Source organism: Streptomyces sp. NPDC001157 (assembly GCF_053598255.1).
Genome location: NZ_JBSFJW010000021.1, coordinates 70,236 through 95,812 on the forward strand (window position 1 = coordinate 70,236; position 25,577 = coordinate 95,812).

The 25,577-nt window shown below is 70.5% G+C and carries 24 protein-coding genes; 2 read left to right on the forward strand and 22 right to left on the reverse strand.

Annotated elements, in window-relative coordinates:
- Nucleotides 1-46: 46 nt before the first annotated feature.
- The 16 genes from dprA to proS all read right to left on the reverse strand — a co-directional run bounded on the left by dprA (nucleotide 47) and on the right by proS (nucleotide 13,049).
- Entirely contained in the window at nucleotides 47-1,207 is a 1,161-nt protein-coding gene (gene dprA, locus ACWDAG_RS30160; RefSeq protein ID WP_450698704.1) for a DNA-processing protein DprA, read from the reverse strand.
- Nucleotides 1,204-2,829: a YifB family Mg chelatase-like AAA ATPase gene (locus ACWDAG_RS30165; protein ID WP_450698705.1), complete on the reverse strand. Its 1,626-nt coding sequence runs from the start codon at nucleotides 2,827-2,829 to the stop codon at nucleotides 1,204-1,206. Before ACWDAG_RS30165 ends, dprA begins: the two co-directional genes overlap by 4 nt.
- Entirely contained in the window at nucleotides 2,829-3,233 is a 405-nt protein-coding gene (locus ACWDAG_RS30170; RefSeq protein ID WP_450698706.1) for a YraN family protein, read from the reverse strand. The genes ACWDAG_RS30165 and ACWDAG_RS30170 overlap by 1 nt, the downstream gene beginning before the upstream one ends.
- Before the next feature lie 87 nt (nucleotides 3,234-3,320).
- Entirely contained in the window at nucleotides 3,321-3,629 is a 309-nt protein-coding gene (locus ACWDAG_RS30175) for a DUF2469 domain-containing protein (RefSeq protein WP_003965949.1), read from the reverse strand.
- A gap of 56 nt (nucleotides 3,630-3,685) precedes the next feature.
- Entirely contained in the window at nucleotides 3,686-4,219 is a 534-nt protein-coding gene (locus tag ACWDAG_RS30180) for an NUDIX hydrolase (RefSeq protein WP_450698707.1), read from the reverse strand.
- A complete protein-coding gene (lepB, locus tag ACWDAG_RS30185) occupies nucleotides 4,209-4,985 on the reverse strand; it encodes a signal peptidase I (protein WP_450698708.1) in 777 nt (258 codons plus the stop codon). Before lepB (ACWDAG_RS30185) ends, ACWDAG_RS30180 begins: the two co-directional genes overlap by 11 nt.
- A gap of 91 nt (nucleotides 4,986-5,076) precedes the next feature.
- Entirely contained in the window at nucleotides 5,077-6,084 is a 1,008-nt protein-coding gene (gene lepB, locus ACWDAG_RS30190; protein WP_450698709.1) for a signal peptidase I, read from the reverse strand.
- On the reverse strand, nucleotides 5,972-7,084 hold the full coding sequence (gene lepB, locus ACWDAG_RS30195; RefSeq protein WP_450698710.1) for a signal peptidase I: 1,113 nt from the start codon (nucleotides 7,082-7,084) through the stop codon (nucleotides 5,972-5,974). The genes lepB (ACWDAG_RS30190) and lepB (ACWDAG_RS30195) overlap by 113 nt, the downstream gene beginning before the upstream one ends.
- Nucleotides 7,077-7,772 (reverse strand): signal peptidase I, encoded by a 696-nt coding sequence (lepB, locus tag ACWDAG_RS30200; protein ID WP_450698711.1) that lies wholly within the window; start codon nucleotides 7,770-7,772, stop codon nucleotides 7,077-7,079. The genes lepB (ACWDAG_RS30195) and lepB (ACWDAG_RS30200) overlap by 8 nt, the downstream gene beginning before the upstream one ends.
- Nucleotides 7,773-7,817: 45 nt before the next feature.
- Nucleotides 7,818-8,168, reverse strand: a complete 351-nt coding sequence (rplS, locus tag ACWDAG_RS30205) for a 50S ribosomal protein L19 (RefSeq protein WP_030866123.1) — start codon at nucleotides 8,166-8,168, stop codon at nucleotides 7,818-7,820.
- Nucleotides 8,169-8,302: 134 nt separating this feature from the next.
- A complete protein-coding gene (gene trmD, locus ACWDAG_RS30210) occupies nucleotides 8,303-9,136 on the reverse strand; it encodes a tRNA (guanosine(37)-N1)-methyltransferase TrmD (RefSeq protein WP_450698712.1) in 834 nt (277 codons plus the stop codon).
- A gap of 3 nt (nucleotides 9,137-9,139) precedes the next feature.
- Nucleotides 9,140-9,682, reverse strand: a complete 543-nt coding sequence (gene rimM, locus ACWDAG_RS30215) for a ribosome maturation factor RimM (RefSeq protein ID WP_450698713.1) — start codon at nucleotides 9,680-9,682, stop codon at nucleotides 9,140-9,142.
- A gap of 94 nt (nucleotides 9,683-9,776) precedes the next feature.
- A complete protein-coding gene (locus tag ACWDAG_RS30220) occupies nucleotides 9,777-10,016 on the reverse strand; it encodes an RNA-binding protein (RefSeq protein ID WP_003973401.1) in 240 nt (79 codons plus the stop codon).
- Between the two features lie 2 nt (nucleotides 10,017-10,018).
- Nucleotides 10,019-10,438 carry a 30S ribosomal protein S16 gene (gene rpsP, locus ACWDAG_RS30225; RefSeq protein ID WP_099931567.1) on the reverse strand — a complete coding sequence of 140 codons (420 nt, stop codon included), beginning with the start codon at nucleotides 10,436-10,438 and terminating at the stop codon, nucleotides 10,019-10,021.
- A gap of 338 nt (nucleotides 10,439-10,776) precedes the next feature.
- Nucleotides 10,777-11,373 carry a hypothetical protein gene (locus tag ACWDAG_RS30230; RefSeq protein WP_450698714.1) on the reverse strand — a complete coding sequence of 199 codons (597 nt, stop codon included), beginning with the start codon at nucleotides 11,371-11,373 and terminating at the stop codon, nucleotides 10,777-10,779.
- 260 nt (nucleotides 11,374-11,633) lie between these two features.
- Nucleotides 11,634-13,049 (reverse strand): proline--tRNA ligase, encoded by a 1,416-nt coding sequence (gene proS, locus ACWDAG_RS30235; protein WP_450698715.1) that lies wholly within the window; start codon nucleotides 13,047-13,049, stop codon nucleotides 11,634-11,636.
- A 199-nt stretch (nucleotides 13,050-13,248) separates the two neighbouring features.
- On the opposite strand from proS, the gene ACWDAG_RS30240 reads away from it, so the two are divergent.
- Nucleotides 13,249-14,115, forward strand: a complete 867-nt coding sequence (locus ACWDAG_RS30240) for an SAM-dependent methyltransferase (protein ID WP_450698716.1) — start codon at nucleotides 13,249-13,251, stop codon at nucleotides 14,113-14,115.
- A gap of 188 nt (nucleotides 14,116-14,303) precedes the next feature.
- Here ACWDAG_RS30240 and ftsH read toward each other — a convergent pair whose 3' ends face one another.
- The 6 genes from ftsH to nsdA all read right to left on the reverse strand — a co-directional run bounded on the left by ftsH (nucleotide 14,304) and on the right by nsdA (nucleotide 24,395).
- A complete protein-coding gene (gene ftsH / locus ACWDAG_RS30245; RefSeq protein ID WP_450698717.1) occupies nucleotides 14,304-16,241 on the reverse strand; it encodes an ATP-dependent zinc metalloprotease FtsH in 1,938 nt (645 codons plus the stop codon).
- 50 nt (nucleotides 16,242-16,291) lie between these two features.
- Nucleotides 16,292-17,845 carry a signal recognition particle protein gene (gene ffh / locus ACWDAG_RS30250; protein WP_450698718.1) on the reverse strand — a complete coding sequence of 518 codons (1,554 nt, stop codon included), beginning with the start codon at nucleotides 17,843-17,845 and terminating at the stop codon, nucleotides 16,292-16,294.
- Between the two features lie 602 nt (nucleotides 17,846-18,447).
- The gene (locus tag ACWDAG_RS30255; RefSeq protein ID WP_450698719.1) at nucleotides 18,448-20,895 is read right to left on the reverse strand and encodes a [protein-PII] uridylyltransferase; all 2,448 of its coding nucleotides are present in this window, start codon (nucleotides 20,893-20,895) and stop codon (nucleotides 18,448-18,450) included.
- Between the two features lie 27 nt (nucleotides 20,896-20,922).
- Nucleotides 20,923-21,261: a P-II family nitrogen regulator gene (locus ACWDAG_RS30260; RefSeq protein ID WP_003997576.1), complete on the reverse strand. Its 339-nt coding sequence runs from the start codon at nucleotides 21,259-21,261 to the stop codon at nucleotides 20,923-20,925.
- Nucleotides 21,258-22,595 carry an ammonium transporter gene (locus ACWDAG_RS30265; protein ID WP_450698720.1) on the reverse strand — a complete coding sequence of 446 codons (1,338 nt, stop codon included), beginning with the start codon at nucleotides 22,593-22,595 and terminating at the stop codon, nucleotides 21,258-21,260. The genes ACWDAG_RS30260 and ACWDAG_RS30265 overlap by 4 nt, the downstream gene beginning before the upstream one ends.
- Nucleotides 22,596-22,910: 315 nt before the next feature.
- A complete protein-coding gene (gene nsdA / locus ACWDAG_RS30270; RefSeq protein ID WP_450698721.1) occupies nucleotides 22,911-24,395 on the reverse strand; it encodes a transcriptional repressor NsdA in 1,485 nt (494 codons plus the stop codon).
- A 444-nt stretch (nucleotides 24,396-24,839) separates the two neighbouring features.
- Between nsdA and ACWDAG_RS30275 the strand changes: the two genes are divergently transcribed.
- A complete protein-coding gene (locus ACWDAG_RS30275; RefSeq protein WP_450698722.1) occupies nucleotides 24,840-25,496 on the forward strand; it encodes a bifunctional DNA primase/polymerase in 657 nt (218 codons plus the stop codon).
- The last annotated feature ends 81 nt before the right edge of the window (nucleotides 25,497-25,577 follow it).

Consider the following 25,577-nt stretch of genomic DNA (forward strand, 5'->3'; position numbering starts at 1 on the left):
ATTTCCACAGGTGTCAGGCTTCCCCCGGACGGCCGAACACGCTCGGTCAGCATGGACTGCGACCCCCGCGGACGGAGATCATCGCCTGGCGTGTCAACTTCCAGCCGTCGCCGTGTCGTTCGACGTAACCGAGTGATCGGAGTTCGTACAGTCTCGCGATCGCGTCGTCCTGCGTGGTCTGCGCGCCCCTCGCGATGACACCGGGCGGCGCCGCCCCGCGGCCGGGCAGCGCGGCCAGGACACGCCGGGCGGCGGGCTCCAGCAGATCGCGGGGCAGCACGGGTCCGCGCCGGTCCGGGGCCAGTTCGCCCATGTCGCCGACCAGCTCGACGACTTCCGCCGCGTCGGTGACCAGCACGGCGTCGCCCCGCAGGAGCTCGTGCACTCCCGCGGACAGGCCGCTGGTGGCCGGCCCGGGCACACCCATCGTGTGGCGCCCCAGCCGCTGCGCCGCCCGTGCAGTGACCAGCGAGCCGCTGCGGTGCGCGGCCTCCACGACCACGGTGCCCCTGGTCAGGGCGGCGATCACCCGGTTGCGGACGATGAACCTGCTCGGCGTCGGATGCTCGCCGGGCGGCAACTCCCCGATCACCAGTCCCTGTTCCGCGATCCTGCTGAGCAACTCGGTGTGCCCGCGCGGGTAGGCCCGGTCGGCCCCGCAGGCCAGCACCGCGACGGTGGCTCCGCCGGCGCCGAGTGCGCCCCTGTGGGCGGCCCCGTCGACCCCGTAGGCGCCACCGGACACGACCACCCACCCGTGCTCGGCGAGCCCGGCGCCGAGCGTGGCCGCCATGTGCGCCCCGTACTCGGTGCAGGCCCGTGCCCCGACGAGGGCGACGGATCTGAGCGCCCACATCCGCAGACTGGGGCGCCCCCGCACCCACAGCCCCACCGGCCGTGCGTCCCCGAGGTCGTCGAGCTGACCCGGCCACTCGCCGTCCCCGGGTGCGACGAACCGCATATCGGCCTCCTGGGCGACGGCGAGATCCCGCTCGGGCTCGGCCTGCTCGGCCCGGTCCAGCAGCCCGGCCCACCGCTTGTCGGTGATCCCGGCGAGCTGCGGCCCGCCCTCGCGCAGGCGTCGCGCCACTTCCACCGCGCCGAGCTCCCGCAGCCACCGCCCGCCGACCTCGTCCCCGGGTTCGAGGACACGGCTGAGAAGGACTCGGGCGAGCAGCTCGCCGGCCGGTTCGTCGCCGGGGCTCATGTCAGTGCCCCGATCGCCATGGGCACACCGCGCGGCACGCCGGTACGCAGCTGCAGCGCCAGGGCGACGTCCGTCGCGTCGGGCCGGTCGTGTCCCACGAGGTCCGCGACGGTCCAGGCGACGCGCAGCACGCGGTCGAGCCCGCGGGCGGTCAGCACGCCCCGCTCCAGGTTCCGTTCCGCCTCGTCCATCGCACCGCTCGCGGCATGCCAGCGGCTGCGCAGCTCCCGCCCGGGGACTTCGCTGTTGGTCCGCCACGGCGTGCCCACGAGCCGTGCCGCCGCGCGCTCCCTGGCCGCCCGTACCCGGTCGGCGACGGTCGTGGTGGACTCGCCGCCGGCACCTCGCTGGGCCAGCTGGGCGCGGGTCACCCGCTCGACCTCCACGCGCAGGTCGACCCGATCGAGCAGCGGGCCGGAGAGCCTCGCCTGGTAGCGGCGGATCGCCGAGGGCGGGCACTCGCAGAAGTCGTCCGCCTGCGAGAAACGGCCGCAGGGACAGGGGTTCGCCGCGAGCACCATCAGGAATCGCGCCGGGAACCGCACGACACCGGCACTGCGCGCGATCACCACGTGCCCGGACTCCAACGGCTGCCGCAGCGCGTCGAGGGCGTGACTGCTGAACTCGGGCGTCTCGTCCAGGAAGAGGACACCCCGATGGGAGAGCGAGACGGCGCCGGGCCGCGCTACGCCCGGGCCGCCGCCCACCAGCGCCTGCATGGTGGCCGAATGGTGCGGGGCGCAGTACGGAGCGACGTCGATCAGGGGTTTGCCCGGGGGCAGCAGGCCTGCCACCGAGTGCACCGCCGTGACCTCCAGCGACTCCTGCCTGCTGAGCAGCGGGAGGATCGCGGGGAGCCGCTCCGCGAGCATGGTCTTCCCGGCGCCGGGCGGGCCCTCCAGGAACAGGTGGTGGCCACCCGCCGCGGCGACCTCCACCGCCGTCCGCGCCGAGATCTGGCCCACCACGTCGGCGAGGTCATGACCCTGGTCGTGCTGTGCGGCGCCCAGGCTGCGCATCCCGGTGGCCGCGCCGGTGCCGGGCACCCGCAGACCGGCGAGCAGCGGATCCGGACGGCCCTGCTCGTCCGGTTCCTCGTCGGGTACGGGCTCGTCGGCCAGGACGGCGATCAGCTGGCGCAGGCTGCGCACACCCAGGACGGAGACACCGGGCACCAGGGAGGCCTCGGCGGCCGCGCACTCGGGCACGACCACCTGCTCATAGCCGGCGTCCGCCGCGGCCAGCACCGCCGGCAGGATGCCCCGCACCGGCCGGACCCGGCCGTCCAGGCCCAGCTCCCCGATCATCACGATGTCGGCGAGCACCCGTGGGTCGATCCGCTCGCAGGCGCCGAGCACGGCGCAGGCGACGGCCAGGTCGAAGCCGCTGCCGGCCTTCGGCACCGAGGCCGGGCTCAGCCCCACCGTCAGCTTCTTCTGCGGCCACTCGCCGCCCGAGTTGACGACCGCCGCCCGCACCCGGTCCCGGCTCTCGCTCAGGCTCTTGTCCGGCAGCCCCACCAGGGTGAACGCCGCCACCCCCGGCTCCAGATCCGCCTGGACCTCGACCACCACACCCTCGACGCCGACGAGCGCCACCGAGCACGTACGCGCGAACCCCATCAGGCCACCCCCCGCGCGTGCTCCACCACGGGTGCGCCGCGGTCGGGGAGCAGGACACCCACCAGGTCGATACGGACACCGCCCGGCGGAGCCCCTCCATGTGCCTGCGCCCAGCGCTCCGCCAGACCGCGCAGGCGCTGCGCCTTCGTCGGCGTGACCGCGGCCATCGGGTGCTGGAAGGTGCCCGCCCTGCGGGTCTTCACCTCGCAGACCACCAGGACGTCCCCGTCCCGGGCCACGATGTCGATCTCCCCCGTCCTGCCGGAGCGCCAGTTGCGCTCCAGGACGGTCATACCGGCGTCCGCCAGCCGCCGCGCGGCCAGATCCTCGCCGTACCTGCCCATGCCACTGCGTTGTGCGTTGCGTGTACTCATGTCGGCACCACCTCCGGCGCCAACCGTCACGCATCCGCTCCGACCAAGTGGATCTTGGTGGACTACTCGGCAGTTGTGGACAAACCCGTCACCCGCACGAGCGACCTACCGTGGCCGTCAGCCACCCGGCAGCTCGAGATCGCTCTTGTTCAGCTCCTCGATGTTCACGTCCTTGAACGTGAGTACCCGCACCTGCTTCACGAACCGAGCCGGCCGGTACATGTCCCAGACCCAGGCGTCCGCCATCGAAACTTCGAAGAACACCTCACCCTGAACCGAGTGCACCTGCATCTCGTAGTCGTTGGTCAGGTAGAAGCGCCGCTCGGTCTCGATCACATATTTGAACAGACCGACGACATCGCGGTACTCCCGGTAGAGCTTCAGCTCCATCTCGGTCTCGTACTTCTCGAGGTCCTCGGCGCTCATGGCAGCTTCCCCTTCAGCCGTGCGATCCCACCATTGTGCGCCAGTCCCGTCAGCCCCTAGACGATTTCGGGGTCAAGGGTCACGGGCCCGGCCGGGGGACCTTCGTCGAGCAGTCTGCGGAGCAGCTCGGCGAGTCTGGTCGGATACACGGTCTCATGCGCCCGGGCAAGTTCCCGACACGTCCACCAGCGTGCTCCGGCGACACTGCGCCGCTCCAGTTCCGTGAGGCCCGTGGCCTCGGGCACCGACCTGGACGTGTCCGCGGTACGGGCCAGGTAGTACCACTCGTCCTGGTCCCAGCGGCGGCCCGCGAACGGGAAGGAGCACATCCGCCGCCACAGCACCGGACCGAGTTCGACATCGGTGATGCCGGTCTCCTCGGCCAGTTCCCTGAGGGCAGCCTCCTCGCGGCTCTCGTCGCCCTCCAGGCCGCCGCCGGGCGTGAACCACCAGTCGTCGGCCGGATCGTCCGGCTCATGGCCGTGCAGGAGAAGGATGCGGTCCTCGGGGTCGAGCAGAACCACCCGGGCCACCTTGCGCAGCCCGCCCCGGTACGAGTCCTCGTACCCGCCCGCGGCCTCAGCGGGCACCCACGGGCTCCGTCCGCGCACGGGCGCGTCGCCCGCCCGTCAGCTTGGCGATCGGGCCGTACGCACCGCCGCCGAGGACGAGGACGGCTCCGGCCACGATCAGGATGACGATGATCCGCAGCGGGCCCGGCTGGGAGAGCACGCCGAGGGTCTTGAAGCCGGTGGGGCGTTCCAGCATGCCCTTCATGGGCCACACGACGGCATCCACGCGAGCCGTCACGGCGGAGCGCGCGATGGTGCCCTGGGCGGCGTCGCTGAGGTGGGCGGAGGAGTCCAGCGACCCCTGGCGCTCGTCGCCGAGCAGGAAGAGCCGCCCCTGGGGGACCTTCACGGTCGGGATGTTCTTGTCCTCGACGACGCTGCCCTTGAGATAGCCCTCGTCGATCTGCTTGCCGTTGACGGTCAGCTTGCCGTTGGTGCAGCAGGAGACCGTGTCACCGCCGACCGCCACCACTCGCTTGACCACGGAGGCGTTGGTGACCCAGGACTTGTCGTTGAAGACGACCACGTCGCCCCGGCGGATCTCACTGCCGTCGACGCGCTGTGCCAGGACCCGGTCGCCGGCGTCGATCGTCGGCGTCATCGAGGTGGTCGGCACGGTGTACGGCCGGTAGACCACCGCTGCCCAGCCGAAACCGCCGAGGAACAGAACGATGCCCAGTGCGACGGCCAGTCCGGACAGTCGCTGCCCGGTCCTGCTGCCGACCGGGGCCGTGCTCTTGCCGCCGCTGCGCGGGGCCGTACGCGTAGTGCTCTCGCCACCCATGGGTCCGCACCCTACCCGGCGGTACCTGACCCGGTCAGCCCCTCATGGCCGACCGAGGTCACAGCTCCACCAGGGCTTCACCAAGGCACGGTCACGCGGAGTGCTCCGAGCTCGCTTCGCGGGTCTCGGCCGCCGCGATCCGCCTCCGACGCCACAGGGCCACCGGCACCACCCCGGTCAGGGCGAGTGCGTTGGGGGCGGCCGTCAGGGCGGCGGACGCCGAGGACTGGTCGTTCAGTCCCTGCTGGTCGAAGGTGTCCGGGATCGGGAGGGTGTCCCAGCGGGTGATGGGCCAGGCGATGACGATGGCGCGTCCGACGACCTTGCTCACCGGAACCATGCCGTTGTGCTTGTCGCTCTGGTTGTAGCGCGAGTCGCGCGAGTTCTGACGGTGATCGCCCATGACCCAGATGTAGCCCTTGGGGACCTTCACCGTGAACTGACCGCCCTGGTCGTCGACGCTGCACGGAGTGTTGCCGGCGTACACGAACGACGCGTCGTTGAGCGCCTTGCCGTTGACCCTGAGCGGGCCGGAGCCCTTGCAGGAGACGGTGTCGCCGCCGACGCCGATGACGCGCTTGATGAGGTCCTTCTCCTCGGCGGACGGCATCAGGCCGATCCAGCTGAGGGCCTTCTGCAGCGGGTTCGGATTGGCCGTGGGCTCGCCCGCCAGCCAGTTGTCCGGGTCGTGGAAGACGACGACCTCGCCGCGCTCCGGCTTCGAGCCGAACCACGGGGTGAGTTTGTCGACCAGGACCCGGTCGCCCTGCTGGAGGGTGTTCTGCATCGAGTCCGAGGGGATCGAGAACGCCTGCACCAGGAAAGTCTTGATCAGCAGCGCCAGCACGAGCGCGATGCCGATCAGAATGGGCAGCTCCTTCCAGAAGGAGCGTTGCTTCTTGGCCTTGGGGGGTGTCCCGTCCGACCCCTGTTCCTCGGTCCGGCTCCGCTCGCCCGGCGTCGTTCCGTCGTCGGTCGCCCCGGAGTCACTCCCGGAGGTCACGGCGCTGTCCGCGGCCGGGACGGCTGCGGAAACCCCGTGGACGGGCTGTCCGCGGTGCTCCTCGCCGTCGTGTCCGGACCGTGCGCCAACCGCCACATCCCCCACGCCAACTCCTTACTCTGTGCCGCTGCCTGCCCCAGACGCGGTGCAGGCCCACCACTCCCATAACGAGCGGGAGTTCCGCAGGGCTCGGGAGCTGGACCGTTCCGTTGAAATAGTCAGGAGCAACCCTATGCGACAGCCGAGGGGACGCGGTCGTCCCCGACACGGAGTTGGAGACGGAGGAGAAAGTTTTAGGTTCTTTCAAGGAAGTCCAGTGGCCGAAGGGCCAGGCGATGACCATCGCCCGCCCCACCACGGAGTCCTCGGAGACCGTGCCGCCGTAGGGCGTGTTCTGATGCGCGCGGGAGTCCGCGGAGTCGCCCCGGTGATCGCCCATCACCCACAACCGCCCCTGGGGGACGGTGATGTCGAACGGCTGCGTGGAGGGGGCGTTTCCGGGATACAGATAGTCGCCCTCGGTCAGGGGGACGCCGTTGACGGTCACCCGCCCCTGCGTGTCACAGCACTTGACGTGGTCGCCTCCGACGCCGATGACGCGCTTGATCAGGTCCTTCTCGTTGTCGGACGGCAGCAGGCCGATGAAGGTGAGTCCCTCCTTGACCTGCTTGACGACGACGGGGTCGCTCTTCTTGGTCGTGGTCTGCTCGCCCGCGAGCCAGCCGCCCGGGTCCTTGAAGACGACGACGTCCCCGCGCTTGGGCTTCGAGCCGAACCACGGGGTGAACTTGTCGACGAGGACACGGTCGCCGATCCGGATCGTCTGCTCCATCGAGCCGGACGGGATCACGAACGCCTGGACGAGGAACGTCTTCAGGACCAGGGCTATGAGGACCGCGACGCCGACGAGGAGGGGTATCTCCTTGACCGCGCTGCGCCTGCGCTTTCGTTTGACCTTGCGCTGCAGCTTGCGCCGCTCGGCGCGGGTGCGTCCGCCGCCTCCCGGAGCCGGGCCGGAGGCGCGGCGGGAGCCGGTGGGCAGCAGGCTCTCGGCCGGGCTGCTCGCGGCACCGCGCGGTTTACCGCGGTTACCCATGTGCACCGTCCGCGGCGGGCACGCGCGCGTAGGCGCCGGGACGCTGCAGGCGGGTCCAGTGGGCGGTGGGCCAGACGATCCAGTCGGCCCGTCCGATGACATCCGAGAGGGGGATCATGCCGCCGCCGGGCGAGCCCAGGTGGTCGCGGGAGTCGCTGGAGTCGCTGCGGTGGTCACCGAGGACGAAGAGGGTGCCGTCGGGCACGGCGACATGGAAAGACACTGTGGACGGGCTGTCCCCGGGGTGCAGGAACGACGACTCGTCGACCGGCCGGCCGTTCACCTCGATCCTCCCCTCCTTGTCGCAGCAGACCACTCGGTCGCCCCCCACACCCACGACGCGCTTGATGTAGTCCGCGTTCCCGAAATACCCAGTTCCGTCGAACACCACAACATCACCGCGCCGCGGCTCGGCACCGAAACGGTACGCCAACTTATTTACGAGAACCCGGTCCCCGATCCTCAATCCGTTCTCCATGGATCCGCTGGGGATCTGGAAGGGTTGCACCACGAAAGCGTTGAGGATCAGCAAAAACACCAGGCAGACCAGCAGGAGCAGCGAGATCCGGCCACCGGGCAGCCAGGCCGTGATCCGCGACACCAACGCGAAACGCGACCGTCCCTCCGCAGCCACTGGTTCAGGGCGGGAGGAGCGGTCGCGCTCGGTCGGCTGTGCTTCGGTGTCCATCGAGGCCAGATGCTATCCGGCCTCGACAAGAACGCCTGCGCGAGCTCAGCTGTCGCGCTTCTCCTTGATCTTCGCGGCCTTACCGCGCAGCTCGCGCAGGTAGTACAGCTTGGCGCGACGCACGTCACCGCGGGTGACGAGCTCGATCTTCTCGACGATCGGGGTGTGCACCGGGAAGGTGCGCTCGACGCCTACGGAGAAGGAGACCTTGCGGACCGTGAAGGTCTCGCGGACACCGGCGCCCTGGCGGCGGATCACAACGCCCTTGAACTGCTGCACACGGGAGCGGTTGCCCTCGATGACGCGGACGTGGACGTTGACGGTGTCACCCGGGCGGAAGGCCGGGACGTCGCTGCGCAGCGACGCGCTGTCGACGGAGTCGAGCAGGTGAGACATTTCGTCTGCTTTCTTCGCTGATGCCACAGGTCATCAACGGGAGTTAGATGTTCCAGAAGGATGCTGTCCGTGTCGGGGCGGGCGTCGTGTCCCCCTGTGGCAGGGGCGCACGCCGGACGACGCACAACAGCGGTCTATTCTTCCACGCCCTCGGTCCTGCGCCAAAATCGGCCGTACGGCTCCCCCTCCGGGTCCGGGGCCCAGCCCAGGATGGAGAGCATCTCGCGGTCCTTCTTGTCGAAGGCCTTGGGGTCGCAGCGCTCGATGAGGTCGGGCCGGTTGGCCGTCGTACGTCTGAGGGCTTCGTCCCGTCTCCAGCGGGCGATCTTGCCGTGGTGGCCGCTGAGCAGCACGTCGGGGATGCCCCGGCCGCGCCACTCGGGCGGCTTGGTGTAGACGGGGCCTTCCAGGAGGTTGGCCATGGCGCCGGGTGCGAAGGAGTCGTCGCGGTGCGACTCGGCGTTCCCGAGGACTCCGGGCAGCAGACGCGCCACGGCTTCCGTGATGACCAGTACGGCCGCCTCCCCACCGGCGAGGACGTAGTCGCCGATGGACACCTCGTGGACGGGCATCCGGGTGGCGTACTCGTCGATCACCCGGCGGTCGATGCCCTCGTAGCGCGCCGGCGTGAAGATCAGCCAGGGGCGCTCGGAGAGTTCGACGGCGAGTTCCTGGGTGAAGGGGCGGCCGCTGGGGGTGGGGACGATCAGCGCGGGCGCGTGCGAGCCGGTTTCGTAGCCGTCGGCGAGGGCGGAGTCCAGGGCGTCGCCCCAGGGGTCGGTTTTCATGACCATGCCGGGGCCGCCGCCGTAGGGGGTGTCGTCGACGGTGTTGTGGCGGTCGTAGGTCCAGTCGCGCAGATCGTGCACATGGACGTTGAGCTGTCCACGCGCGCGTGCCTTGCCGACGAGGGAGACGTTCAGGGGCTCCAGGTACTCGGGGAAGATCGTGACGACGTCGAGGCGCATCTCTTACGACTCTTCCCTGGTGGAGGCGATCTCCGCCCTGTCGTCGATGAGGCCGGGCGGCGGGTCGATGACCGCCTTCTGCTCCTCGAGGTCGATCTCCGTGACGATCTCCTCGACGAAGGGGATCAGGACCTCGCTGCCGTCCGGGCGCTCCACGATGAACAGGTCCTGCGAGGGCAGGTGCGAGATCTCGGTGATGCGGCCGACCTCGACGCCGTCCTTGGTGACCACGTCCAGGTCCATCAGCTGGTGGTCGTAGTACTCGTCCTCCTCCTCGGGGAGCACCTCCGGGTCCACCTCGGCGATCAGGAGGGTGTTGCGCAGCGCCTCGGCCGCTGTGCGGTCGCGTACGCCCTCGAAGCGCAGGAGCAGGCGGCCGCTGTGGACGCGGCCCGTCTCGATGGTGAGCGGGCCCGCCGAGGCGGGATCGGTGGCCAGTACGGCGCCGGGTGCGAGCCGCAGTTCGGGCTCGTCAGTACGGACCTCGACGGTGACCTCGCCCTTGATGCCATGGGCACGGCCGATCCGTGCGACTACGAGCTGCACTTCCCAGGATCTCCTGTCGTAACGGCTGGTAACGACTACGGGCCGGGGACGGCGCAGTGGCCCTCCCCGGCCCGAGCCGGTGTTGCGTTTGGCGTCAGCGGACGTGGTCCACGTCGACGAGGTCGACGCGGACACCGCGGCCGCCGATGGCGCCCACGACGGTACGCAGAGCGCGCGCGGTGCGGCCGTTGCGGCCGATCACCTTGCCGAGGTCGTCGGGGTGCACCCGGACCTCGAGCACGCGCCCACGGCGCAGGTTGCGCGAGGCGACCTGCACATCGTCAGGGTTGTCGACGATGCCCTTCACGAGGTGCTCGAGAGCCTCCTCGAGCATGCTCAGGCCTCGGTCGACGCGGACTCGGCAGCAGCCTCGTCCTTCTTCTCAGCCTTCTTCTTCTGGGTGATGGCCTCACCCTTGCCCTCGTCGTCGCCACCGAGGGCGTCGAACACCGGGCGAGCGGCCTTCGGCTCGGCCACGAGCAGCGGAGCCGGGGCGGGCAGACCCTTGAACTTCTGCCAGTCGCCGGTCAGCTTCAGGATGGCGAGAACGGGCTCGGTCGGCTGCGCGCCGACACCCAGCCAGTACTGCGCGCGCTCCGAGTCGACCTCGATGCGCGAGGGGTTCTGCACCGGGTGGTACAGACCGATCTCCTCGATCGCACGGCCGTCACGACGGGTGCGGGAGTCGGCGACGACGATGCGGTAGTGAGGCGAACGGATCTTGCCCAGACGCTTCAGCTTGATCTTGACTGCCACGGGAGTGGGTTCTCCTGGTTTTGACGTGGTTGGGCACGGCGAGATTGCCGCGTGGGGTTGCGGTACCCGAGTGCCCGATGGACGCGTCAGCCGGAGGCGAGAGGGTTCCTGTGCGGCTGTCGAGTACAGCTAGCCATTGTGCCACACCCTGCGGGTCGCTTTTGGCCGAGGGTGCGGTGAGGGTGCCCGGGCATGACTGAGCGGCGCCTGACCCTCCAGGCGCCGTCACGGCGTTGCGCGGTCCGGCGGTGGGGAGTGCCGCCCGGGTTGCGGCGGCACTCCCGGCGCCTTGCGTTCCGACCGGCAGCCACGAGATGCCGGTGTCGAACGCCGCGCGACTATGCCGCCCCCACGACCTCCGGGATCCGGAACGGCTTGCCGCAGCCGCCGCAGACGATCGGCGCCTGGGCCAGCACCGAGGGGACGACCCGTACGTTACGGCCGCAGTCGCACACCGCCTTCACTCGCACCCCGCCCCCGGACGAGCCGTGCCGGGCCGCCGGGCCGCGGAAGCTCTTCGGGGTGTCGGCGGAGGTGGCTGCCGTGTGCGCCTTGAGGGCGCGCTGGAGCCGCTCGATGGTCGGGCGGTAGCGGCGCTTGGCCTCGGGGTTGAGCGTGACCAGCGAGAAGCCGCTGCTGGGGTGCGGCTCCTCGGGGTGGTCCAGGCCCATCTCCTCGGCGATCGCGAGGAATCTGCGGTTGTGGTACCGGCCGGCGCGGGACGTGTCTCGCACGCCGCGCGCTGCGGCGATGCCATGGACTGCCTCATGGAGCAGTCGCTCGAAGGAGAGCTCGTGACCGCACGCGGACGACGACTCTCCGATCAGGGACTCTGGCGCGGCAAGGTCCGGCAGCTCGGGGTGGTACCGCTGAATGTCGGCCCACGCCTCTGCCAGCTCTGCGGCGAGAACAGGTGGTGTCTGTGTCGTGCTCACGTAATGACAACGAGCGGGGCCTCGAATGTGTTCCTATTCCGGGGCATCCCAAATAATTTGCACGTACCCGTCAGTTGCCGCTGATGCGTCCCGAGGAGGGCGGGTGCGCTGATCTGCGGAGAAACCTCACAGCTCGTCCCAAGCCGGTACGTAGCCCGCTCTACGACCCGGCGCGTAGACGGTGTCCACCCGCCGGTGCGGGTGTGATCCGCAGGTGCGCAAGGGGCCTTTCGGTCGCGTCCGCGGCGGAAGGCCCTGTATCAATAAGCGCGCGCGACGACCGCGACGTTACCGGGCGCGTCGTCGGCCTCGGGCACCGACCCGTCGGCAGCGACCAGACACCGTACGGTCACCGCGTGCTCGGCCAGTCCGGCCTCGCCTTCTTCGCCGAGATCCGCCCAGGGGATGCGCGCCCAGCCGCCGGCCCCGACCGCCTCGACGGCTTCCTCGATCGTCGACACGTCGGACGTACGGGACTCGCGGCGCTCACGGGACTGGGTGAGCAGGAGCGCCTGGTCCTCGTCCAGGAACGCGGGGACTAGCCGCACGAGGGAGTCGACCGGCATCGGCTCCTTGCCTCCGGGGATGCGGCGGGCCACCATCGCCGTGCCGTTCTCCAGGTCACGGGGCCCGACCTCGATGCGTACGGGCACGCCCTTCAGTTCCCAGTCGACGGCGCGGCGCCCGAAGGGGATGTCGGTGCGGTCGTCGATGTGGACGCGGAGGCCCGCCGCCTTCAACCGGTCACCGATCTCACGGACCTTGGCCAAAACCGCCTCCTCGCCCTTGATCGCGAGGACGACGACCTGGATCTGTGCCAGCCGCGGCGGGACCCTGAGGCCGTTGTCATCTCCGTGAGTCATCACCAGGGCGCCGATCATGCGGGTGGTGGAGCCCCAGGAGGTCTGCCAGACGAGTTCCTGCCTGCCTTCCCTGGACAGGTACCGGGTGTTGAAGGCCTTGGCGAAGTTCTGGCCCAGCTCGTGGCTGGTGACCATCTGGAGGGCCTTGCCGTCGCCCATCATGCTTTCGAGGGTGAGGGTGTTGACGGCGCCGGCGAAGCGCTCCTTGGCCGTCTTGCGGCCGGAGACGAAGTCCGTCGCCAGGATGTTGGTGAGGAAGTCCCCGTAGACGTGCTCCTGGATGTGGGCGGCGAAGTCGCGCGCCTCCTCATACGTGGCGTGCGCGGTGTGGCCCTCCTGCCACAGGAACTCGGTCGTACGCAGGAAGAGACGGGGCCGCAGTTCCCAACGGACCACGTTGGCCCACTGGTTGATCTTCAGGGGCAGGTCGCGGTAGCTCTGCACCCACTTCGAGAAGTAGTCGTTGATGATCATCTCGGAGGTGGGGCGGACGACCGCGGGCTCCTCCAGCTCCTTGCCTCCGCCATGGGTGACCACGGCCAGTTCGGGCGCGAAGCCCTCGACGTGGTCGGCCTCCTTGGCGAAGTAGGACTGCGGGATCAGCAGCGGGAAGTACGCGTTCTGGGTACCCGTCTCCTTGATCCGGGCGTCCATCTCGGCCTGCATCCGCTCCCACAGCCCGTACCCGTACGGTCGGATCACCATGGTGCCGCGCACCGGGCCGTTGTCGGCCAGCTCGGCCTTGGTGATCAGATCCTGGTACCAGCGCGGGAAGTCGTCCGCGCGCGGGGTGAGAACGGGAGCCTTTGCCATGGGCGCGATGGTAGGGGCCCACGTTGCCGGGATGTGAATTCTTTTCGCCTGCACAGGCAAGCCACAAGCCGGGCCCCACGACCCCTGGACGAGCGGTCGAGTGCGGAGTTATCTGGCATACGGGGGGAGTGCGAGCGCACGTCACGGGGGCCATGGAACAGGGCACAGCGGCAACTCTCGGCGGATTGGGGCGCTTTACATGACACCTACGCTCGTGCGGCAGCACCCGTCCCATACGGGCCAGGCGCCCCGTGTGAACCTGTGTGCACGCGCGCGTGACTGGTCCGAGATCCAGGAGCGGATGCTGGTCCCGCTCTACGAGACCGTCTACGAGCGACTGGAAGTGGGCCCCGGCACACGGTTGTTGGGCCTCGGCTGCGGCAGCGGGCTGGCCCTTCTGATGGCGGCCTCCAGAGGCGCGGCGGTCACCGGTGTCGACCACTCCTCCCCCGAACGACTGGCTCTCGCACGGGAGCGGCTGCTCCCGGACGCATGGGGCACGGGCGCGCGTGCAGGCACCCGGATCGTCGACGGCCCACCCGGAGACATCGCGAACGCGGGCGACGCGGAGACGCCCGCGTTCACCCTGGTGACGGCTTTCGAGCCGATCGGGTGTCTGGCGGGCGACTCGGAGGGGCTCGGCGGGCTGCTGCAGGCAGCGACACCGCTCGCCGGGCACGGGGCGCCCGTGGTGCTCGCCGGCTGGGGTCCGCCGGAACGTTGCACCACGTCGTCCGTGCTGCGGGTGGCCACCAGGCTGGCGGATCCGCTGCGCGGCACGGGCAGTTGGCGCCCCGCCCTCCGCGACGACCTGGAGGAGGTCGCCCAGCGGGCGGGCCTGAAGCCCGACGGCTCCGGGCGGGTCGCCTGCCCGTTCGGGTACGCGGGCATGGACAGCGCGGTACGGGGCCTGCTGTCGACGGGCCTGTTCGACGCGGCGATCTCCGCGACCGACCAGGCGCAGGTGGACAAGGAACTGGCGGAGGCCCTCCACCCGTATCAGCGCCGGGACGGGACGGTGTGGATGCCGAACGTGTTCCGGTACCTGATCGCCCGTACGCCTTAGGGCTTGTCCGGCGGATCAGCGCCGCTCACGGGCCCCGGCACACCACTGCCGAAGGAGGTGCCCCCAGCGGCGTGGTCGCCACTCACCGACGCCGCACTCACCCCCAAGCCCCCGTTCGGGGCGGCCGAGAAGCGCCGTTCCCCACAGCCGACCTGATCCGCCGGACACGCCGTAGGTCGCCGTACACGTCAGCCGGCGTCGCCCTTCGCCAACCGTGTGATCCCCGCGATCCGGTATGCGTCCGTCTCCTCCAGGGTCTCCCGCTCCAGCAACGCCTGGGCGAGGGCGTCCAGTTGGTCGCGGTGGTCGCTCAGTTTGCGGCACGCCTCCTCGTAGCACTCGTCGACGATCCGGCGCATCTCGCCGTCGATCACGTCGAGGGTCTGCGGGGCGGCGGCCAGGCCGTATGCCTGCTGGGCGTCGCTGGGCAGGGCGGACAGGCGGCCGACGCGCTCGCTCATGCCCCAGCGGGCGACCATGCCGCGCGCGATGTTGGTGACCTGCTCCAGGTCGTTCTCCGCACCGGTCGTGACGACCCCGTAGACCACCTGTTCCGCCGCCATGCCGCCGAGTGCGCCGATGATCCGGCCGCGCAGGTACTCCTCGGTGTACGCGTACTTGTCGGACTCCGGGGTGGAGAGTGTGACGCCGAGGGCCCGGCCGCGCGGAACGATGGTGATCTTGCGGACGGGGTCGGCGCCGGGCTGGAGCATGCCGAGCAGGGCGTGGCCGCTCTCGTGGTAGGCGGTGCGGCGGCGCTCCTCCTCGGGCATCACCAGGGGCCGTTCGGCGCCCAGTTGGACCTTCTCCAGGGCTTCGGAGAGGTCGGTCTGGGTCACCCGCTCCTGCTTGCGTTTGACGGCGAGCAGGGCCGCCTCGTTGGCGAGGTTGGCCAGTTCGGCGCCGGTCATGCCCGGGGTCGTACGGGCGACCTGGCCGAGGTCGACGTCCTTCGACAGCGGGATCTCGCGGGTGTGGATCTGCAGGATGGCCTCGCGGCCTCCGCGGTCCGGGGGCGAGACCATGACCACCCGGTCGAAGCGGCCGGGGCGGGTCAGGGCCGGATCCAGGACGTCGGCGCGGTTGGTGGCGGCGATGACGATGACGCCCTCCGAGCCGCAGAAGCCGTCCATCTCGGTGAGGATCTGATTCAGCGTCTGTTCGCGTTCGTCGTGGCCGCCCATGCCGGAGCCGCCGCCGCGGGCCCGCCCGATGGTGTCGATCTCGTCGATGAAGATGATCGACGGGGCCACCTTTCGGGCCTCGGCGAACAGTTCACGCACGCGTGAGGCACCGACGCCGACGATCATCTCGATGAACTCGGAGGCCGACGCCGAGAAGAACGGCACGCCCGCCTCACCGGCGACGGCACGCGCGAGAAGGGTCTTGCCGGTGCCGGGCGGGCCCGCGAGCAGGACGCCCCGAGGCATCTTCGCGCCCATCCTGCGGTAGGCGTCCGGGTTCTTCAGGAAGTCGACGACGTCGTTGAGTTCGCCCTCGACCTCGTCGATGCCCGCCACGTCCTCGAAGGTCGTGCGCTGGGCGCCCGGCTCCAGTTCGACCGGCTTGGGCGGCGCCTTGCGGCCGAGCATGCCGCCCGCGCCGCCCAGCCCCGCGCTCATCCGCCGCGCGACGAACACCCACACCGCGATCAGCAGCAGCATCGGGGCCAGCGAGATCAGCAGATTGGCCAGAAAGCTGCGGTGCTGGACGACCGGCTCCGCCGTCACGGTGACGTTGTGCCTGGTCAGGTCGTCCCAGATCTTGTCGCTCGCGAACGTCGGCCGCTCGGTGCTGAACTTGGTGTACTTGCCGCCGCCGTCCGGGTTCTTCTGCCCCTGCTTGAGCTGGCCCTGGATCGCATTGCCCTTGGCGTAGATCTTGCTGACGTTGCCCGCGTCGACCTGCTTGCTGAACTCGGTGTACGAGATCGTCGGCTCGTTGCCCTCGTTGAAGAACGACAGGATCAGATTCGCGATCAGGTACACGATCAGCGCGGTCAGGATCAGGCTCCACCAGCCGCCGCGCATCTTCCGCCCACCCGGCGGCCTGGACGGCTCCTCGGGAGTGCCCTCGGTACGCCAGGGCTGGTCGGGCGACTTGCGCGGCGGGGCGGGGTTGGTCATAAGCGGACGTTACGACAACACCCCACCCCTGGCACGCGCACGGGGCGAACTCAGCCCATGAACTTCTTGAACTCGTCCGGGAGCTCGAAGTCCTGCGGCGCCTGCTGACCGGGCACGCCGAAGGCGCCCCCGCCCTGAGCGGCGGCGGCCCGGCGTGCGGCCTCCTCCTGCTCCTGCTGCTTGCGCTTCATCGGGTTGCCGGAGCGCTGCTTGCCCTTGGCCTTCTTCGGCTGCTTCTTGGCGCGGCCGGGGCCCCCACCCATGCCCGGCATCCCGGGCATACCGGGCATGCCGCCGCCCTGCGCCATGCGGGACATCATCTTGCGGGCCTCGAAGAACCGCTCGACCAGGTTCTTGACCGCGCTGACCTCGACACCGGAACCCTTGGCGATACGGGCACGGCGCGAGCCGTTGATGATCGTCGGCTCCTGGCGCTCGGCCGGGGTCATCGACTTGATGATGGCGGCGGTGCGGTCGACGTCCCGCTCGTCCAGGTTGTTGATCTGGTCCTTGATCTGGCCCATGCCCGGGAGCATGCCGAGCAGCTTGCTGATGCTGCCCATCTTCCGGACCTGCTCCATCTGGGCCAGGAAGTCGTCCAGGGTGAAGTCCTGGCCCTTCTTGGACGCCAGCTTGGAGGCCATCTTCTCGGCCTCTTCCTGGCTGAACGTCTTCTCCGCCTGCTCGATCAGGGTGAGCAGGTCACCCATGTCGAGGATGCGGGAGGCCATCCGGTCGGGGTGGAAGGCGTCGAAGTCGTCGAGCTTCTCGCCGTTCGAGGCGAACATGATCGGCTTGCCGGTGATCTGGCGGATCGACAGGGCGGCACCACCGCGGGCGTCACCGTCGAGCTTGGAGAGCACCACGCCGTCGAAGCCGACGCCGTCGCGGAAGGCCTCGGCCGTGTTGACCGCGTCCTGACCGATCATCGCGTCGACGACGAAGAGGATCTCGTCCGGGCTGACCGCGTCCCGGATGTCCGCGGCCTGCTGCATCATGTCCTGGTCGATGCCCAGGCGGCCGGCGGTGTCCACGATCACGATGTCGTGGACCTTGGCCTTCGCGAACTCGATGGAGTCCTTGGCGACCTTGACCGGGTCGCCCACGCCGTTGCCCGGCTCGGGGGCGAAGACGGCCACGCCCGCCCGCTCGGCGACGACGCTCAGCTGGTTCACGGCGTTCGGGCGCTGGAGGTCGGCGGCGACCAGCAGCGGCGAGTGGCCCTGCTCCTTCAGCCAGCGGCCGAGCTTGCCCGCGAGGGTCGTCTTACCGGCACCCTGCAGACCCGCCAGCATGATCACGGTGGGCGGCTGCTTGGCGAAGCGCAGGCGTCGGGTCTCGCCGCCGAGGATGGTGACGAGCTCGTCGTTGACGATCTTCAGGACCTGCTGGGCGGGGTTCAGCGCCCGGGAGACGTCGGCGCCGAGGGCACGCTCCTTGACGTTCTTGATGAACGTCCGCACCACGGGCAGGGCCACGTCCGCTTCGAGCAGTGCGATACGGATCTCGCGCGCGGTGGCGTCGATGTCCGCCTCGGAGAGCCGTCCCTTGCCGCGCAGGTTCTTGAAAGTCGCTGAGAGGCGATCGGAGAGAGTATCGAACACGGCGGCGTCGGTCCTCGGGGTCGGTGGCAGTGTGAGCGTCTTCCAGGGTATCCGGCCGCGCAAGACAATCGTCCCCGCCCGGTGCACACGCCGGACGGAACGGCAACCAGCGCCGGTGCCGGCGGTGGTCGGCGCCGGAGGGGGCAGCGGGGCCGACGCCCACACGGGCGGGGGCGAAACGGGGCCGACGCCCGCGCCCGCGGGGGCAGAGCGGGACCGACACCCCACCCGCGAGGGCAGAACGCAGCCGACACCCCCACCCGCGAGGGCAGAACGGAACCGACACCCCCACCCGCGAGGGCAGAACGCAGCCGACACCCGCGCCGCAGGGCAAACCGGGACCGACATCCACACCCGCACGGGCAGAACAGCACCGACGCCCCACCAAGTGCCTGCACTGCGTGAAGACGGGATGAGGTCCAGACCCGCACTCGCGGAGACAGGATGACGCCCAGGCCCGCACCCGTGCAGCCGAGATGCCTCCCCCACGCCCGCACACGGGACGCCGCCCATACCCGTCTCGGACAGGCACCCCGGCTCGCCCCTCCGTGGGCGGGCCGGACACCACGGTCAGCGCCTGGGACGGCTCTGTGTCACCCGCCTCACCCCCGCAGCGTCTCCTCCAGTTTCCGGGCCACGGCGGACGCCTCGTCGCCCGGCAGGGGCGCGCCCTCGGGTCCGGTCACGTAGAAGGCGTCCACGGCGTTCGCGCCCAGCGTGGAGACGTGTGCGCTGCGCACCCGTACGCCCGCGTCCTCCAGTGCCCGCCCGATCCGGAACAGCAGGCCGGGGGCGTCCTGCGCCCGCACCTCGATCACCGTGGCCAGCCGGGACGCGGCCGACGCCACCGTCACCCTCGGCGGTGGCGCGACGACACCCCGGCGGCGCGGATACGCGGCATCGCGCTCGGCGAGGCGGCCCGCGATGTCCAGGGATCCGTCCAGCGCCCGTACGAGATCCGCGCGCAGCCGGGCCGCCTGGGGCAGTGAGCCGTATTCGGCGGCGACCCGCCAGTTCAGCAGCAGGACCGAGCCCTCGACGCCGTCCGGCAGGTCCAGGGTGCGCAGCTCGGCGGTGCGCACGGTCAGCCGGTGCATGGCGAGGACGCCGGCCACCGCGGGCAGCACACCCGCCTGGTCCGGTACGGCGATGAGCAGTTCGACGCCGAGCGGCTCCGGGTCGCCGGACGGCTGTTCCTCCGTGGGCGGCTCGGTCTGCGCGCGCAGGGACAGCACCGGGCTGCCCGTGGCCACCGCCTCGATGGCGAGCCGTTCCTGCTCGGCAGTGGGTGCGGCGGCCTCGGGCTCGTCGGGGGCGTCCCCGGCGAGGACGGCGGCGACGCGCTTGACCAGGTCGGCGACGAGCGAGCCGCGCCAGGACGACCAGGCGGCCGGCCCGGTGGCCAGGGCGTCCGCCTCGGTCAGCGCGTGCAGCAGCTCCAGGGTGGACTCCGAGCCGACCGCCTCGGCCACCGACCGGACCGTGGCCGGGTCCTCCAGATCGCGGCGGGTGGCCGTGTCCACGAGCGTCAGATGGTGGCGTACGAGGGTGGAGAGCACGGCCACGTCGTCGCGGTCGAAGCCGATACGGGCGGCCACGTCCTTGGCGATGATCTCGCCGGCCACCGAGTGGTCGCCGGGCCAGCCCTTGCCGATGTCGTGCAGCAGCGCGGCCACCAGGAGCAGGTCGGGGCGGTGGACCCGGCGGGTGAACTCGGAGGCACGTACGGCCGTCTCGATCAGGTGCCGGTCGACGGTCCAGATGTGCACGGCGTTGCGCTGTGGCCGGCAGCGCACCCGCTCCCAGTCCGGAAGCAGCCGTGTGATCAGGCCTTCCGCCTCCAGCGCCTCCCAGACGTCGATGGTGGGGTGTCCGGAGCCGAGCAGGGTGACCAGCTGTTCGCGGGCCTCGGCGGGCCAGGGCGTGGGCAGGGGGCGCACGGTCGCCGCCATACGCCGTACGGCGTGCAGGGAGAGCGGGAGGCCGGCCTGCGCGGCGGCGGCCGCGGCGCGCAGCGGCAGCACGGGATCGCGCTCGGGGCGCGCGGCACGGGCGAGCACCACCTCGCCGTCCTGCTCGACCACGCCCTCGGCCAGCGGGGAACGCTCGGGGACGGGCTTTCCGCCGCCGAGCATGGCGCGCAGCCGCGGCCGCACGGCGCGCGACCGCAGCACGCGCGCCACTTCCCGCCAGGTGACGTCACTGGCGTACGAGATGACCCGCGCCGCCTCGTACACCTGCCGCAGCAGCGTGTCGGCGTCGAGCAGGCCGAGCTCGGCGGCGACCTGGTCCTGCTCCTGGAGCGCGAGCCGGTCGGTGGCGCGCCCGGTGGTGAGGTGCAGGGCGTCGCGTACGTCGAGCAGCCGGCGCCGGGCGTCGTCGAGACCCTCGCGCGGGGCGTCGGCCAGCCAGGAGGCGGCGACGGCACGCAGGATGGTGGCGTCGCGCAGACCGCCCCGGGCCTCCTTAAGATCCGGCTCCAGCAGGTACTGCAGCTCGCCCTGGCGCTCGGCGCGCTCGGCGCAGAGTTCCTGGAGTTCGGGGAGACGTTTCGGCGCCTGGTTGCGCCAGTCGGCGAGGACGGCCGTCCGCAGACCGGCCGTCAGGCCCAGATCGCCGGCGATGTGGCGGGCGTCCAGCAGGCCGAGTTGGACCTTCAGGTCCTCGCCGGCCGTCTTGCGGGCCTCGGCGGGGGTGCGGACCGAGTGGTCGAGGGCGAGGCCCAGGTCCCAGACGGGGTACCAGATGCGGTCGGCCAGGGCGGCGACCGCCTTGGGGTCGCCGCCGTCGTGGAGGAGGAGCAGGTCCAGGTCGCTGCGTGGGGAGAGCTCACCGCGGCCGTAGCCGCCGACGGCGACCAGGGAGACCCCGCGCAGTCCCTCGGCCCCCGCGGCGAACAGCCCCGTCAGCCAGTCGTCCGTCAGCTTGGACAGGGCGGTACGGCGCGGCGGCCCGGACTGCGCCCCCTCGGTGAGGAGGTGCAGCCGGGCCGCCGCGTAGCCGCTGGGTCCCGAGTCTTCCGTTTCCTTGTGCACGTCCGTGCTCGACACCCAGCAGCTCCTGTCGTTCTTCTTCTGTTAGAGCGCGTCCGGGCCGCGCTCGCCGGTCCGGACCCGTACGGCCGTCTCGACCGGGAGGGACCAGACCTTGCCGTCACCGATCTTGCCGGTGCGGGCCGCCTTGACGATGACGTCGATCAGCTGCTCGGCGTCGTCGTCCTCGGCCAGTACCTCTATACGGATCTTGGGAACCAGGTCGACGGTGTACTCGGCACCGCGGTAGACCTCGGTGTGGCCCCTCTGACGACCGTAGCCGCTCGCCTCGGTGACCGTCAGGCCGTGGACTCCGAAGGCCTGCAGGGCCTCCTTGATCTCGTCGAGCCGGTGGGGCTTCACGACGGCGGTGATGAGCTTCATGCGTCCACCTTCTTGCTGTCGGCGCCGACGCCGGCCGGGACGGTCGCCTTGACGGCACCGCCGCCCGCGCCGCTGAAGTCGTATGCGGTCTCGGCGTGCTCGGCCTGGTCGATACCGGAGATCTCCTCGTCCTCGGTGACCCGCATGCCGATGGTCTTGTCGAGGAGGAAGGCGAGGACCGCGGAGGCGATCAGGGAGTAGGCGAGGACCGCGCCGACACCGGCGAACTGCTTCCACAGCTGGGTGAAGGAGTGGTCGCCGTAGAAGACGCCCGTCGCGGTCGACTGGCCCTTGCCGGTGGCGAAGAAGCCGATGAGCAGGGAGCCGATGATGCCGCCGACCATGTGGACGCCGACGACGTCGAGGGAGTCGTCGTAGTTGAACTTGTACTTCAGGCCCACGGCCGCGGCGCAGGCGACACCGGCGATGGCGCCGACGGCGATCGCGCCCAGCGGGGAGACGGCACCACCGGACGGGGTGATCGCGACCAGACCGGCGACCGCGCCGGAGGCGGCGCCCAGCGTGGTGAACGCGCCGTGGCGGATCTTCTCGTAGGCGAGCCAGGCCAGCATGGCGGCGGCGGTGGCGACCTGCGTGTTGACGAACATCAGCGCGCCGACGCCGTCGTCGTTGCCGAGCCACGAGCCCGCGTTGAAGCCGAACCAGCCGAACCACAGCAGACCGGCACCGAGCATGACCAGCGGGAGGCTGTGCGGGCGCATCGGGTCCTTCTTGAAGCCGACGCGCTTGCCGATGACGAGGATCACGCCGAGGGCACCGGCACCGGCGTTGATGTGGACCGCGGTACCACCGGCGAAGTCGATCACGCCGAGCTTGAAGGCCCAGCCGTCGGCGCCCCACACCCAGTGGGCGACCGGGACGTAGACGACCGTGAGCCACAGGGCGACGAAGAGCGCCCAGGCCGAGAACTTGACGCGGTCAGCAAGGGCGCCGCTTATCAGGGCCGGAGTGATGATGGCGAACATCATCTGGAAGACCATGAAGACGAAGATCGGGATGGTGTAGCCGGGCCACAGCTCCGTCAGCCCGACCTTGCGAAGGCCGAACCAGTCGGAGTCCCAGCCGATCAGGCTGTTGTTCGTACCGAAGGCGAGGGAGAAGCCGTACAGCACCCACAGAATGGTGACGATGCCCATGCTGATGAAGCTCATCATCAGCATGTTGAGGGTGCTCTTGACGCGGACCATGCCTCCGTAGAAGAAGGCGAGGCCCGGCGTCATGATCAGCACCAGGGCAGAAGCAATGAGCATGAAGCCTGTGTTCGCGGAGGACAGCTTGGGTGCCTCCGCGGCAAGCGTGATGGCTGGTGCCATCGGCGTCTCCTCGTCGTTGGTACGGCCCCGTGCGGGCGAAGCCTGAAGCGGTCATGAGGGGTGGGCCGGTTATGCGCCATGAGATTGGCGCAGCGCGGTTTCGTTGGAAGCCCCTCGTTGTTTCGCCGCCGTGACGAAGGCGCCCTGTGTGTTACGCCTCGATGAACTGCCGGATGTCGGGTGCGTTCATCGTTATCGTGGCGCAACCTTCACCGGAGGAGAAAACCGGCCACGGGCGGCCTTCCGATGACCTGGCATGGGGGGAGCCGAGTCGGGCAGTTCGGGAGGGCCGGCCGCGGCCGGGGTCAAGGGTTTTCAGACCGCCTCGGCGGTCTCCGGAAGCTCGACGGCGAGCTTCTCGGTGAGGTCCACGACCTCGGCGACGTCCCCGAAATCGCGTACGGCCGTGTCGACCGTCTTTCGGATACGAGTGTTCACGCGCTCGGAGCGGACCTTCTTGGCGATGTGCATGGCCTGTTCCGCCAGCACCGCGCTCCGCTCGGGCTCACGCTGCAGCAGATGCACCGTGGCCATGCCGATCAGGTTCAGTGCATACGAGCGCTGGTGCTCGGCGTCCCGGGAGAACAGCTCGACGGCCTGCTGCATCACGGGCTCGGCCAGGGACGCGTAGGTGGGGCTGCGGCCCGCGACATAGGCGAGGTCGCGGTACGAGTGGGAGTTCTCGCCGTGCAGCTCGGCCTCGGAGAAGAAGCGGATCCAGTCGGGGTCGGGCTCGTCCCACTCGTCCACGTCCGCGAAGGTGTCCTCGGCCATCCGGACGGCCCGCTTGCACTTGCCGGGCTGCCCCATGTTGGCGTAGGCGCGGGCCTCCATCGCATACAGCATCGACTGGGTGCGGGGGCTCGCGCAGTCCCGGCTGCCGTACTGCGCGAGGTGGATCAGTTCCAGCGCGTCGTCGGGCCGACCGAGGTGGATCATCTGGCGGCTCATGCTGGAGAGGATGTACGAGCCGAGCGGCTTGTCGCCCGCCTCCTTGGCTGCATGCAGGGCGAGGACGAAGTACTTCTGGGCGGTCGGCTGGAGCCCGACGTCGTACGACATCCAGCCGGCCAGCTCCGCCAGCTCCCCGGCGACCTTGAACAGCTTCCTGGTGGTGGCCTCGGGCTGGGGCTCCTGGAGGAGGTCCGTCACCTCGTGCAACTGGCCGACGACCGCCTTGCGGCGCAGGCCGCCGCCGCACTGGGCGTCCCACTGCCGGAACATCACCGTCGTGGACTCCAGGAGGTCCAGTTCGGGCTTGGAGAGCCTGCCGGGCCGGCGGGGCGCGGCCGGCGGCTCCGGCTCCGACTGCGGGGCCTGGGGCGAGGGCACGAGCCAGCGCTGCATGGGCTCGATGAGGGACGGGCCCGCGGACAGGGCCAGCGAGGTCCCGAGGAAGCCGCGCCGCGCCAGCATCAGGTCGCTGCGCGAGAACTCGCTGAGCAGAGCCACCGTCTGCGGGCCCGTCCAGGGCAGGTCGACGCCGGACACGGAGGGTGACTGACGGGCCGCGCGCAGGCCGAGGTCCTCGACGGAGACCACGCAGCCGAAGCGCTCGGAGAACAGCTCGGACAGGATCCTGGGGATCGGCTCGCGGGGGTTCTCGCCGTCCAGCCAGCGGCGCACCCGGGAGGTGTCCGTGGAGATGTGGTTGGCGCCCAACTGGCGTGCCCTGCGGTTGACTTGACGGGCGAGTTCGCCCTTCGACCAGCCGCTGCGCACGAACCAGGACGAGAGCAGCTCGTTGGGGCGCTTGTCCGTGCTGGTCGCGGTCGTCCCGCTTCCGCCGTTGCCGCTCACTGGAACGCCCCCATCCCTGAGACCACTTGTCGCCGAGTGCGCCAAGCCCTATCAGAATGCCGGTAAATGCAGCCGCCCGTCCGCCGGTTCTCACCCTTCGAACGGGATGCCTACTTGCCTCCGGCATACCCACGAGTGCATGTGCCCCCAGGACTCGTGCACTTACAGTAATCCTACGATCACCCGTCCAGCCATGGCGGTCCAAGAAACGCCACCATTCGCCACCCCTTCGAATGAACTCAGTGTCGCCTCGACGCGATTCACTTGACATAGACCAACCCGGAGTAGGCGGAGCGATGCACTCAGGGGCGTGCGCCGCCGAGTTCACCACCCGGGGCAATTCGAGCGCCGCCCGGACCGCGCGGGGCCGATGCATCCGGAACACAGGGTCACGATCCGCATCCGCGTCGTAACCAGCGACGCGTCGGACCCGTTGGAGGGGGCATGGGCTTCACGATCGGCGGCATCCGGGAGATCCGCTCCGGCTCGCGTCGGCGCGGCCGCTCCTCGGAGTGCACCGCCGTCGCCGAGTTCACGGGGCTCTGGGGCTGGGACGCGGTCCCGGGAGCCCGGGCCGCGGCGGGCGACTGTTCCTGCGGCCGGGCGGACTGCAGCGCACCTGGGGCGCACCCCCTGGAGTTCGCGCCCCAGGTCCAGGCCGGCGCCACACTCGACGAAGTGACCAGGGCATGGGGCGAGTTCCCCGGGGCGTCGGTCATGCTCGCGGTCGGCCGGGCGTTCGACGTCATCGAGGTGGCCGAGCCCGCCGGCCGCCGCGCCCTGGTCCGCCTGGAGCGCATGGGCCTGCCCGTCGGCCCGGTCACCGCGACCCCCGAGGGCCGCGCCCAGTTCTTCGTCGCCCCCGGAGCCGCCGCCGAACTTCCCGAGCTCCTCTACCGCATGGGCTGGGACGACCCGACCTCCCTCGACCTGCACGGTCTGGGCCCCGGCACCTACATCACGGCCCCACCGTCCGACCGGGGCGGCCTGGGCCCGGTGCGCTGGCTGCGGCCACCCGCCCTGGACTCGGCCACGAAACCGCCGGCGGCACGGCTGCTGCTGGGGACGCTGGCTTATGTGGCGCACCGCTCGCGGGCGTGACCCTGCGGCCCACCCGAACCGCGACGGACACGGCGAAGCGCCCGCCCCCCATTGCATCTTGGGGGCGGGCGCTTCTTCACG

Excerpts from the sequence above, each read along its gene's own strand:
- ACWDAG_RS30260 (WP_003997576.1), bottom strand. The coding sequence starts at position 21,261 with ATGAAGCTCATCACCGCCGTCGTGAAGCCCCACCGGCTCGACGAGATC.
- ACWDAG_RS30175 (WP_003965949.1), bottom strand. The coding sequence starts at position 3,629 with ATGAGCGCCGAGGACCTCGAGAAGTACGAGACCGAGATGGAGCTGAAG.
- lepB (WP_450698708.1), bottom strand. The coding sequence starts at position 4,985 with ATGGGTGGCGAGAGCACTACGCGTACGGCCCCGCGCAGCGGCGGCAAG.
- dprA (WP_450698704.1), bottom strand. The coding sequence starts at position 1,207 with ATGAGCCCCGGCGACGAACCGGCCGGCGAGCTGCTCGCCCGAGTCCTT.
- lepB (WP_450698710.1), bottom strand. The coding sequence starts at position 7,084 with ATGGGTAACCGCGGTAAACCGCGCGGTGCCGCGAGCAGCCCGGCCGAG.
- ACWDAG_RS30165 (WP_450698705.1), bottom strand. The coding sequence starts at position 2,829 with ATGGGGTTCGCGCGTACGTGCTCGGTGGCGCTCGTCGGCGTCGAGGGT.
- ACWDAG_RS30275 (WP_450698722.1), top strand. The coding sequence starts at position 24,840 with ATGGGCTTCACGATCGGCGGCATCCGGGAGATCCGCTCCGGCTCGCGT.
- ftsH (WP_450698717.1), bottom strand. The coding sequence starts at position 16,241 with ATGACCAACCCCGCCCCGCCGCGCAAGTCGCCCGACCAGCCCTGGCGT.
- ACWDAG_RS30220 (WP_003973401.1), bottom strand. The coding sequence starts at position 10,016 with ATGCTCGAGGAGGCTCTCGAGCACCTCGTGAAGGGCATCGTCGACAAC.
- ACWDAG_RS30265 (WP_450698720.1), bottom strand. The coding sequence starts at position 22,595 with ATGGCACCAGCCATCACGCTTGCCGCGGAGGCACCCAAGCTGTCCTCC.
- trmD (WP_450698712.1), bottom strand. The coding sequence starts at position 9,136 with ATGCGCCTCGACGTCGTCACGATCTTCCCCGAGTACCTGGAGCCCCTG.
- rplS (WP_030866123.1), bottom strand. The coding sequence starts at position 8,168 with ATGTCTCACCTGCTCGACTCCGTCGACAGCGCGTCGCTGCGCAGCGAC.
- lepB (WP_450698711.1), bottom strand. The coding sequence starts at position 7,772 with ATGGACACCGAAGCACAGCCGACCGAGCGCGACCGCTCCTCCCGCCCT.
- proS (WP_450698715.1), bottom strand. The coding sequence starts at position 13,049 with ATGGCAAAGGCTCCCGTTCTCACCCCGCGCGCGGACGACTTCCCGCGC.
- ACWDAG_RS30240 (WP_450698716.1), top strand. The coding sequence starts at position 13,249 with ATGACACCTACGCTCGTGCGGCAGCACCCGTCCCATACGGGCCAGGCG.